11 protein-coding genes and 1 pseudogene are annotated in these 9,096 nt (G+C 71.4%); 2 read left to right on the top strand and 10 right to left on the bottom strand.

What is annotated here, in order from left to right:
• Window positions 1-162 precede the first annotated feature (162 nt).
• A pseudogene (locus DMH12_RS04585) lies at window positions 163-729 on the top strand (ATPase, T2SS/T4P/T4SS family); the annotation flags it as partial.
• 199 nt (window positions 730-928) lie between these two features.
• On the opposite strand, the gene DMH12_RS04580 reads toward DMH12_RS04585, so the two are convergent.
• The 3 genes from DMH12_RS04580 to DMH12_RS04565 all read right to left on the bottom strand — a co-directional run bounded on the left by DMH12_RS04580 (window position 929) and on the right by DMH12_RS04565 (window position 2,738).
• Window positions 929-1,597, bottom strand: a complete 669-nt coding sequence (locus DMH12_RS04580) for a bifunctional 2-polyprenyl-6-hydroxyphenol methylase/3-demethylubiquinol 3-O-methyltransferase UbiG (RefSeq protein ID WP_125490232.1) — start codon at window positions 1,595-1,597, stop codon at window positions 929-931.
• 78 nt (window positions 1,598-1,675) lie between these two features.
• Window positions 1,676-2,140 carry a hypothetical protein gene (locus DMH12_RS04575; protein ID WP_221763109.1) on the bottom strand — a complete coding sequence of 155 codons (465 nt, stop codon included), beginning with the start codon at window positions 2,138-2,140 and terminating at the stop codon, window positions 1,676-1,678.
• Window positions 2,141-2,399: 259 nt separating this feature from the next.
• The gene (locus tag DMH12_RS04565) at window positions 2,400-2,738 is read right to left on the bottom strand and encodes a hypothetical protein (RefSeq protein ID WP_125490230.1); all 339 of its coding nucleotides are present in this window, start codon (window positions 2,736-2,738) and stop codon (window positions 2,400-2,402) included.
• Between the two features lie 144 nt (window positions 2,739-2,882).
• On the opposite strand from DMH12_RS04565, the gene DMH12_RS04560 reads away from it, so the two are divergent.
• Window positions 2,883-3,638, top strand: a complete 756-nt coding sequence (locus DMH12_RS04560) for a GntR family transcriptional regulator (protein WP_260474050.1) — start codon at window positions 2,883-2,885, stop codon at window positions 3,636-3,638.
• Window positions 3,639-3,690: 52 nt separating this feature from the next.
• Here DMH12_RS04560 and DMH12_RS04555 read toward each other — a convergent pair whose 3' ends face one another.
• Genes DMH12_RS04555 through DMH12_RS04525 form a run of 7 tightly spaced genes read right to left on the bottom strand, consistent with a single transcriptional unit; the run spans window position 3,691 to window position 9,095 of the window.
• On the bottom strand, window positions 3,691-4,059 hold the full coding sequence (locus DMH12_RS04555) for a hypothetical protein (protein WP_125490228.1): 369 nt from the start codon (window positions 4,057-4,059) through the stop codon (window positions 3,691-3,693).
• Window positions 4,049-4,477: a hypothetical protein gene (locus DMH12_RS04550; protein WP_125490227.1), complete on the bottom strand. Its 429-nt coding sequence runs from the start codon at window positions 4,475-4,477 to the stop codon at window positions 4,049-4,051. Before DMH12_RS04550 ends, DMH12_RS04555 begins: the two co-directional genes overlap by 11 nt.
• Window positions 4,477-4,743 carry a hypothetical protein gene (locus tag DMH12_RS04545; RefSeq protein ID WP_125490226.1) on the bottom strand — a complete coding sequence of 89 codons (267 nt, stop codon included), beginning with the start codon at window positions 4,741-4,743 and terminating at the stop codon, window positions 4,477-4,479. The genes DMH12_RS04550 and DMH12_RS04545 overlap by 1 nt, the downstream gene beginning before the upstream one ends.
• A 3-nt stretch (window positions 4,744-4,746) precedes the next feature.
• Window positions 4,747-5,655 carry an N-acetylmuramoyl-L-alanine amidase gene (locus DMH12_RS04540; protein WP_185832140.1) on the bottom strand — a complete coding sequence of 303 codons (909 nt, stop codon included), beginning with the start codon at window positions 5,653-5,655 and terminating at the stop codon, window positions 4,747-4,749.
• A 57-nt stretch (window positions 5,656-5,712) separates the two neighbouring features.
• Window positions 5,713-6,210 (bottom strand): hypothetical protein, encoded by a 498-nt coding sequence (locus tag DMH12_RS04535; RefSeq protein ID WP_125490225.1) that lies wholly within the window; start codon window positions 6,208-6,210, stop codon window positions 5,713-5,715.
• Window positions 6,207-6,644 (bottom strand): hypothetical protein, encoded by a 438-nt coding sequence (locus DMH12_RS04530; protein ID WP_125490224.1) that lies wholly within the window; start codon window positions 6,642-6,644, stop codon window positions 6,207-6,209. Before DMH12_RS04530 ends, DMH12_RS04535 begins: the two co-directional genes overlap by 4 nt.
• Window positions 6,645-6,653: 9 nt before the next feature.
• Window positions 6,654-9,095 (bottom strand): LamG-like jellyroll fold domain-containing protein, encoded by a 2,442-nt coding sequence (locus DMH12_RS04525; protein ID WP_125490223.1) that lies wholly within the window; start codon window positions 9,093-9,095, stop codon window positions 6,654-6,656.
• Between the last annotated feature and the right edge of the window lies 1 nt (window position 9,096).

Raw genomic sequence — 9,096 nt, 5'->3', positions numbered from 1 at the left:
GTGGACGGGGGATCCGGAGCGCGCGGTCCCGGGACGCCGAGAGGGCGCACTGCCGAAGTCGTCCCCGGCTGGGCCTCCCGGACGCCCTCGGGTGGGGCCGGTCCGGCCCGCTCGGCCGGTTCGGTCGCGGGCGGGGCTGAGGGACCGGCTCCCGCTCCGGGGATGCTCGACGGGGTGCGGAGGTGGCTGGCCGAGAGCGGGGCGGAGCCGACACCCGCGCGCGTGGCGCAGGCGCTGCGCGAACAGGGGCGGGTGCTCGGAGACGCCGAAGTCCTCGGCACCGCGGCCCGGCTCAGGTCGGAACTGGTCGGCAGCGGGCCACTGGAACCGCTGCTCGCCGACCCGTCGGTGACCGACGTGCTGGTGTCCGCACCGGACCGGGTCTGGGTCGACCGGGGCGGTGGTCTGGAGCTCACGCCGGTCTCCTTCCCGGACGCCGGGGCGGTACGGCGGCTCGCCCAGCGCCTCGCCACCGTCGCCGGACGGCGGCTCGACGACGCCCGGCCGTGGGTGGACGCCCGGTTGCCCGACGGCACCCGGCTGCACGCGGTGCTGCCACCGGTCGCCGTCGGCTGCACCTGCCTGTCCCTGCGGGTGGTGCGACCGCGCGCGTTCACGCTCGACGAGCTGGTGGCGGCGGGCACCGTGCCGCCGGGCGGGGACCGGGTGCTGCGCGCCCTGCTGCGGGCCCGGCTGTCTTTCCTCGTCAGCGGAGGTACGGGCAGCGGCAACCCCAAGATGGCTCTGTGACGCCTCTAATGTGATCTTGCTCTAAGGGTACTCGCCGGGCGAGTATCCATGCCCCTGACCTGCGGTTATGTGGCCCAAATCCACAGCCTGTGGACCAGCCTTCGAATCCAAGGTGAGCACGAAAAGCGGCCCCGGACAGCGGTTGAGGTCGCTGTCCGAGGCCGCGTCGGGGGACCGGTCAGGCGCGCGCCCGGACGATGAGAGTGCCCGTCGTCCGCTTCCCGGGGGGAGCGGCGAGCACGTCGGCGGTCACGTCGGTGAAGCCGTGCTCCTTCAGCACGCGCTCCCACCCGTCCGGCTCGTAGTCCCAGCGCTTCACGACGAGCGGGTCCTCGTCGGCGCCGCGCGGGATGTACGAGGCCTGGCAGCCGTAGCAGCCCTCCACCGGCGGGCGCTGCGAGAACACCAGCCGACCGCCCGGGTGCAGACGCTCACGGATCGCGGGCAGCAGCCGCGCCGGGTCGGTGAACCAGACGGCGCCGTACACCGAGTACACCGCGGCGAACCCCTCCCGGTCCTCGCGCAGGAAGTCGACGGCGTCCGCCTGGTGCAGCTCCAGGCCGGCCGCCTGCCCCCAGCGTTCGCGGGCCGCCGTCAACTGCTTCGGGGAGATGTCGACGCCGACCGCGCGGTGACCGAGCGCGGCCAGGTGCGCGGCGTTCCCGCCCTTCCCGCACCCGAGGTCCAGCACCCGCGCGCCGGGCAGCGCCTCGAGGAGGCCGGCGCCGGGGCCGTGGTCCTCGTACTGGGTCCAGTTGAACCAGGTCGACTCGCCGCGGCCGTTGACGTCCCGGCGCTCCGGGCGCTGCCGGGAGTAGGTGTCCCAGGCGATCGACGTGTCTGTCACGTGGTGCTCCGCTCATAGGGGCAGCCGCCCGGCTGTGACACCGGACGGCTGGAGTGTCGTACAGATGGTGCCGTGCTGTCAGCTGTTCTTGGGGCTGTCCGTGCACCCGGCGTGGCATTGGGTGCACTTGGCCAGGTCGGGCCACAGCTCCTCGTCGACGGTGTATCCGGCGGCGCGGATCGCGGCGAGGGTCCGCTCGCGAGTGGCGCGCGCTGCGCTCGGCGTCTCGTCGCCCTCGTCGGTGGGGACGTGGTGGACGAACCCGCCGACGGTCTGCGAGCAGAACCGGGCGTAGTCGACGGTGTGCAGGATGAACGCGTGCCAGCCGTAGTCGACGAGCTGGCTCGGCGCGAGGGACTGGCCGGGGTAGCGGCCGGACGCGGCGACGAACGCGGCGGCCTGGCCGACGATCCGCCGGGCGGTCGTCTCACTGATCTCCGGGTGGTCGGCGGTGATGCGCCGGACGAGCCGGTCGGTCACCTGGGAGTCGACCAGGGCGGCCGGGTTGGTGGTGCCCACGGGGTGCTGTAACGCGATGGTCACGTCTTCCTCCTGTTGTGGACGGCGCCTCCGGTCGGAGGCGTCTTGCCCGCCCGCTGGTAGGGGGCGGGAGTTTGGGGGAGGCGCGCGGGCCCGCACCCGGACCGGGGCGGGCAGGCGTACACCTCGATGCTCAAGTCGTGGTTGCCGGAGCGGCCTTGGGCGCGGCCCGCGGACACGCCGCCGGTCACGGCGAGGGAGGCGCCGCACAGCACGCAGGCCCACCCGGAGTACTGCGCCCAGGACAGTGCGGAGGCGGCGATCACGAGCGGCCTCCCAACTGCCCCCACAGGCCGGTCTCGTCGGTGGTCAGTCCGGCCCTGGTGCAGAGGGCGGTGAGGATGGACCAGCCGGGGCCGTGGCTGTTGATGAGCGGCAGCGGGTCGGGGCCCTGCGCGGTGATGCGGATGCGGGGGCCCGCGGTGGACAGCGTCATCTCGACGACGGGGGCGCCGGAGCCGAGGACGGCGGCGAACAGTTCGTTCGCGATGAGCGGGGCGTCGGGGTGCTCGACGCGGCCACGGGTCCAGAGGCGGACGTGGGGCGCCTCGATGGGCTCGCCCTTGAACGCCTTCTGCCACGTGTGACCCGATTCGGGCATGACTGGACCCCGCAGACGGTGGCTATCTGAGTACGGATAGTGCTTATCTGTACTCAGATTGTCGCCGGAGTTGGCGCTGGTCAAGAGGGAGGGGAGAGTATGTGTACTCAGATTGACGCGATCACACGGAACGGTGGTACGGCAGTGGCACAGCCCGAGTACCTGCGCATCGCCGCTGAGCTGCGGCAGCGCATCGCCTCCGGCCAACTCGCGCCGGGAGATCAGCTGCCGACGCTGCCCGCCCTCTGTGCTTCATATGGCGTATCCGAGACCACCATCCGCAACGCGCTCCGGCTCCTCGCCACCGAGGGCCTCATCGAGACGAGGGCCCGCGCCGGCACCCGCGTGCGGCCCCGCCCGCCGATCCACCGCATGGCCGCCGACCGGTACCGGACCACGCCCGGCGCGAAGTCCACCCCGTACACCCGCGATCAGGGAATCGGCTGGTCCGAGTACCGGCTCGACAAGCGGTTCGAGCGGGTCAAGGCCGACGCCGAACTGGCCGGACTGTTCGAGTGCGAGGTAGGGGAGCGGCTCCTCGCACGGCACTTCGTCTTCTACGACAACGACCAGGCGACGCAGATGTCCACCAGCTACGTCCGCTGGTCCGACGTCGCCGGAACGCCGGTCGCCGACCCGATCAACGAGCCGTGGCCTGGCGGCACCCGCGCGCAGCTCAGCAGCCTCGGTATCCGCGTCACCGCGATCACGGAGTCGTTCACGGTGGGCATGCCGACCGAGCTGGAGGCGACGACGCTCCGCATCGGCGGCGGCGTCCCGGTCCTGCGGTACACCCGTCGGCACATCTCCGACACGGGACGCATCGTCGAGGTCGCGCACCCGATCGTGCGGCGCGGCGACACCACCATCGTCGACTTCCGCATCGACCTCGAAGACTGACCCCGGACGCACGAAAGCGGCCCCGCCCTCCCGAAGGAGAGCGGGGCCGCGGTCATGAGGTGATGTCGTGCAGGTACGGGGCGACTTCGTCCGGCACCGGCTGGGGTGGCGGTGGTGGTTCCAGCTGCTGGTGCCGCATGTAGCCGACCAGAGAGCGCGCCCACCCGGCCAGGTAACGGATCGCGTAGTCCTGCGCCGTGATCCGCGCCCGGTCCTGCCGGGACGCTTCCTTCTGCTCGGCCAGCTCCGTCTTCACCTCGCCGAGGCTGTTCCGCAGCTCGCCGACGATGGTGGTGAAGTCGTCCCGGCGTTGCTGCCCGCGCGGTTGCCGCCGGCCGACGATGGCCGTGGCGATGCCGCCCACGGCCGTGACGGCGGCGACGGCGAGGGCGGACAGCGCGGTCAGCATTTCAGGTCTCACGCGGCGACTCCGATCGTGCAGAGGGCTCGTCCCAGCCGATCGCCACGAGGCAGACCAGGCCGAACGCGCCGAAGAGCGTGGCGACGACCCACCCGCGGGGGGATTCGTCGAGCGGCCACCACGAGACGAGGTAGGCCATGGCCCAGGCGGAGGCGATGAGCCACACCGCGAGGAAGCCGGGCCAGTCGTGCGGCTGCCGTAGCCAGGCGCAGGCTAGGGCGATCAGGCCCGCCGCGATCCACGCCCATCCCCAGGCGTCCAGGGACATGGCCTTGAGGAGCAGGCTCAGGCCGTCGCGGTCGCCGGTGGGCTGGACGACCTGCCCGGCGCCGTAGCCGACGGCCATGATCCCTTTGAGGGAGAGCAGCGCGCCGCGGCGGCCCAGCCGCTTGACGAGCCGCCGGACCGCCGCGCGCATCAGACCCCCGAAGCTGTCGACGCGGAGTTCTTCGTGCCGACCAGGCGGGCCAGCACACCCTTGACCAGGGTCACGACGGCGGCCCCGCCGCCGATGGCGACGCTCTCCCAGAACGACGCGGACAGCATGTCGGCAGGGCCCGCCGCGAGGGCGACCGTGGTGGACGCGCCGAGGAACGTCCAGATGATCCGTTCGATGAGGTCGACCGCGTAGGTTCTCGCGGTCTTCACGACGGTCTCGGCGGCGGGCAGGTTGATGTCAGCCATGGGTCACTTCTCCTTGGTCTTGGTGAGCTGGGTGACGAGGTCGGTGAGGTTCTTGACCTGCTTCTCCAGGTCCTTGACCTTGGTGTTGGCCTGGGCGCTGTCGGCGCCCGCCCACCAGAGGACGTCCTTGACCTCGACGTACTTGGTGCCGCTGGTGCGCGGGTCGTCGATCTTGTAGGCCATGACCGCCTCGGCGATCTCCTTGGCGCTGGGCATGCCGTCCTCCTTCGGGGGCGTCTGGGGGGTGCTGGGCTTCGAGGGCGCGTCGGCGCTCCATGAGGCGGGGTGCTTGAGCCGCTCGGCGACGCGGGCACGGATCCCGGCGTGGCCGGGGTAGCCGGGGCCGCGGGGGTCGACCTTTCCGGGCTGCCACTCGGCGTGCGCGATGACCGAGATGGCTTCCTTGCCGTCCTTGTTCCAGCCGTGCGCGCGCAGCAGGGCCGTCGCAGCGCGGACCATGGCGTCCACCTGGGCGGCGGGCCACGGGTCCTTGTTGTCGCCGAGGTTCTCGCACTCGAAGCCGTAGAAGTGCCGGTTGCCGTCGGTGTTCGCCTCGTTGTCCGCCGGGATCGGCTTCTCGTTGATGACGGCCTGGAGCACGTCGTCGTCGCCGAGTCCGGCATGGTTGGCGCGGCCGTAGCCGACGACGTGGACGCGGCCGTCCTTGGTGATGACGCCGTGGCAGAGCGGGCCGGGCAGCCCCTCGTAGCCCTTGCGGCAGGTCTCCACCGTGTTGGCGCTGCCCTTGGTCACGGTGTGGTGCAGCAGGACGCCGTGTACGGGGCCGAAGGGGCCCTTGCTGTTGCGGTTGTGGGAGGCCGGGGACTTGCCGTTCGTCTTCACCTCGACGACGGTCAGGCCCTCGGCGCGCAGTGCGGCGAGGAACCCCGCATACGACAGTGGTGTGGCCATGTGGCCTCCAGACATGGGAAAGCCCCCGGCGGGCGGGGGCTAGTGGGTGAGGCGCCGTCAGGACGCTGCCTCGTACATGAAGGTCATGCGGAGCTGGGACCCGGAGGCCAGGGTCTCGGGCATCGTGCCGCTGACGAAGTCGATGCGGGTGTTGGTCGCGCTGATGTTGGAGAACGCGGCGAACTGGGTGGCGCCAGGGGAGAGGACCAGCTGGCCCTGCCACCGGTTGGACGCGGTGAGGATCTGGCACGTCCCCACGAACGAGGCGCCGGCGTTCGCGGCCGTGGCGGGCAGGGACCAGTTGTAGGCGCCGCTGCCCCACGTCGTGGTCGATCCGCCGGTGACGTTGACGTGCCCGAACACCATGCGGCCGATCTTCATGTACCGGCCGGTGAGGGTGCCGTTGTTGATGTTCGGGTTGGACGACGACGTCCACGTCGGGGTGTAGGAGGTCCAGGCGCCGAAGAAGGTGTTGAACTGGTCGCGGATCTCCTGGTTCATGGTCGCGGCGGAGACCACCTCGCCGACGACCCAGGTGCGGGGTGCGAACGTCATGCCGGGCTCGTCAGCGGTCCGGGGTCGGGCGCGCCGACGATCGGCTTGTCGGGGTTGGCCGGGTCTTCGGGGTTCCACCAGTTCCGCAGGGCGGGCTTGAGTCCCAGCAGGGCGGCCTCCACCGCGGCGACGTCGGAGGGGAAGATCAGGGTGCACCAGCCCCAGCCGCACTCGGTGCACGCGTAGCGGGGGTCGGTCGGGGAGACGACCTGCGCGGAGCCGCAGCTGGTGCAGTCGGCCAGCCACCGGTTCTGGTTGATGCGTGCGAAGTAGACGTCTTCGACGGTGCCCTCCGGGGGGAGGGTGCGCCGGCCGAGACGCCACTCGATCCACTTCCAGACGCGCTCGGCGGCGGGCACATCGGCCCACAGGTCCGCGGGCTGGGACGGCGGCGGGGTGTAGAACGCCTCGGCTCTGACGACGGCGATGGGCATGCAAGGCTCCTAGTAGGCGAGGCGGGTGGTGAAGTCGAGGACGCTGTAGGTGGCGTCGTCCAGGACCCAGACGCTGTCGTTGTTCGTCGCGCTGGTGTGGAACTGGAAGAGGTGCGAGCGCTCTTTGATCGTCTCGGTGTAGCCCTCGACGGTGACGCGCATCCATGGGGCGGGCGCCTGCGCGGGCAGGTTCGTCACGGAGAAGTACGTGGAGATGTCGGCATCGAGGATGTCCAGGTAGTTGGGCATCGTGTACGCCTCGACCGGTACCTCGCGCAGCTCCGGGGCGGGGTTGGCGTAGCGGGACACCAGCCAGTACGCGGCGTCCAGCACCGAGTTGTCGGAGGTCTTGAGCATGGACAAGTTCTGCTCGTACTCGCCGAACGCGAGGATGCTGGCGGGTGCGGTGACGCGCTGGGAGGCGCCGCCGGGCCGGTTGACGTCGGCGACGTTGACCAGCTTCTGGTCGTCGTCGGCGATGCTGATCCCGGGCTCCAGGTCGGCGTAGTCGATGGTGAACGTCTCCGACATGGGGTCGGGGTTGTAGCGCACGTCACGGGACTGGTAGGCCAGCCCGTACCAGTCGCGTTCGGCGAACAGCCGGCCGGACTCCGTGGCCTCCACCTCCCGCAGCCGCGCCACCACCGACGATCCGCCCGGGCCCTGGGAGGCGATCGGGTCGTGGGTGCTGCCCCACACCGTGACCGACGGCAGGCCCGCGTACCCGGCGAGGCGTTGCACGCGTTCGTCCGCGGCCTCCCCGGCGTAACCAGTGGTGCCGGCCGTCCAGTGCCCGACCGCAGTGGGGCCGGCGGAGACGGACAGCGTGGAGTGGATCGCGACGTGGGCGATGCTGCCCGCCCACAGGCGGGTGTTGCGGTAGCCGCCGACGTGCAGGACGCGCTCACCCCACCGGCGGGAGACGGCCAGCCCGGAGTCGACGAGGGCGCCGTCGATCCACACCTTGCCTTCGCGCTGGTCGTAGACGACGTGGTGCCAGTTCCCGTCGGCCAGCGTGGTGGGGCTGCTCACCGCCTCGGTGGTCAGCGGCCCGCCTTCCATGGCCCACTCGATCTGGAGGCCGCCGCCTGCGGCGATGGACAGCAGGTGCTGGTCGGCGCGGTCGGGGGTGTGCACGCCGAGGATGCACCGGCCGGTCGTCGTGGTCTGGAACCAGGCCTCGAAGCACAGGTACTGGTACATCGGAGGATCCTCGAACTGCGGGCCCAGGTCGACGCTGAGGTACTTGCCCTGCGTCGCGGTGCTCGGAGTGAACAGCGGGGCCTGCTCGCCGGTCTCCGCCGGGCCGGATGCCGCGCTCATGGTGAGGGTGCCGCCGCTGCCCGCCTGGGTGATGGCCAGGGCCGGGGCGCCGTAGCCGCCGATGTCGCCGGCGCTGGTCGCGTCGTCGTCCTCGGCCAGCGGGTAGTACACCATCGGCGCCTGGGCGAGGATCTCCTGCGCCAGCATCGACCGCAGCACGGGTAGCTTGTTGAGCCGTTTGAACAGGTCGGTGCAGGTGATGGAGACGTAGCTGGTCAGGCCCTCCCAGTCGACGGGGAATTCGTTGACCATGCCGTAGAAGCGGGGCCGGACGGTGGCGCCGACTAGGTCCCACTCGACGTAGTCCGAGGCGCCGCCGGTGCGGGTGGTGGGGAACTCCACGGTCACCTGCTGCGCGGCCACCCACGCCGGTGCGGCGAGCGTGCGGCGGACCGTCCATCCGAACCCGTCGCCGGACGTCTCCCAGTAGACGGTTCCGGACGTCTCGCGGATCCGCAGCCAGGCATGGCTGATCGGCGAGTACGTGAGGCTGACGGGGGTGGCGTCGCTGTAGCCCACCTGGTTCTCTGCGGTGAGCTGGCCCGTGACGGGGTTGTAGCGCCAGCCCAGCCGGGTGCCCGCGGTGGTCGAGCTGACGGTCATCGAGGCGTAGGCGGACGACGAGCCTCCCGCGGCCGGGGCCTTCGCTAGCCGCGCGGTGATCTGGCTTCCGGCGAGCGTCCACTGGCGGGCGCTCTGGTAGCCGGCGTTGCCGGACGTCGACACGGGGATCCGGGCGCGGCCGTCGACCTCGGTGGCGCCGCCGTAGTTCGTCGGCCACAACGTGGTGTCCACGCGGTCGTCGTCGAAGTCGTCGCCGAGCATCTCCAGCGGGTACGGCGCCGACCCGGTCGGCGCCGGCATGACGGCCACGCTGATCCGGATCGGGGCGCCCCGGCGGACGTAGGGGTAGTACGGGCTGGACGGGTTGCCGGGGGTCAGGGCTCCGTCGGCGTTGTCCAGGCGCAGCGTCGCGGTGCCGGGCTGGGTCTCGGAGCGTTCATCCGAGGCGCCGCGGGTGATGGTCACCCCGCGGCCCATGTCGGTGCGGCGGGAAATGTCCGTCCACGTGATGGTGCTGGGGTACTGGACCAGCCCACCCCAGCCCATCTCGACGATCAGCGGCACC

The sequence above is a fragment of the Streptomyces sp. WAC 04229 genome, assembly GCF_003947455.1.
Lineage (GTDB): Bacteria > Actinomycetota > Actinomycetes > Streptomycetales > Streptomycetaceae > Streptomyces.
The sequence above is the reverse complement of the archived record's forward strand: the minus strand, read 5'-3'. Positions and strand labels throughout refer to the sequence as shown.

What these genes read in the sequence shown, in the direction of transcription:
- DMH12_RS04565 (WP_125490230.1), bottom strand. Translation starts at nt 2,738, where the DNA reads ATGCCCGAATCGGGTCACACGTGGCAGAAGGCGTTCAAGGGCGAGCCC.
- DMH12_RS04550 (WP_125490227.1), bottom strand. Translation starts at nt 4,477, where the DNA reads ATGCGCGCGGCGGTCCGGCGGCTCGTCAAGCGGCTGGGCCGCCGCGGC.
- DMH12_RS04545 (WP_125490226.1), bottom strand. Translation starts at nt 4,743, where the DNA reads ATGGCTGACATCAACCTGCCCGCCGCCGAGACCGTCGTGAAGACCGCG.
- DMH12_RS04540 (WP_185832140.1), bottom strand. Translation starts at nt 5,655, where the DNA reads ATGGCCACACCACTGTCGTATGCGGGGTTCCTCGCCGCACTGCGCGCC.
- DMH12_RS04535 (WP_125490225.1), bottom strand. Translation starts at nt 6,210, where the DNA reads ATGACGTTCGCACCCCGCACCTGGGTCGTCGGCGAGGTGGTCTCCGCC.
- DMH12_RS04530 (WP_125490224.1), bottom strand. Translation starts at nt 6,644, where the DNA reads ATGCCCATCGCCGTCGTCAGAGCCGAGGCGTTCTACACCCCGCCGCCG.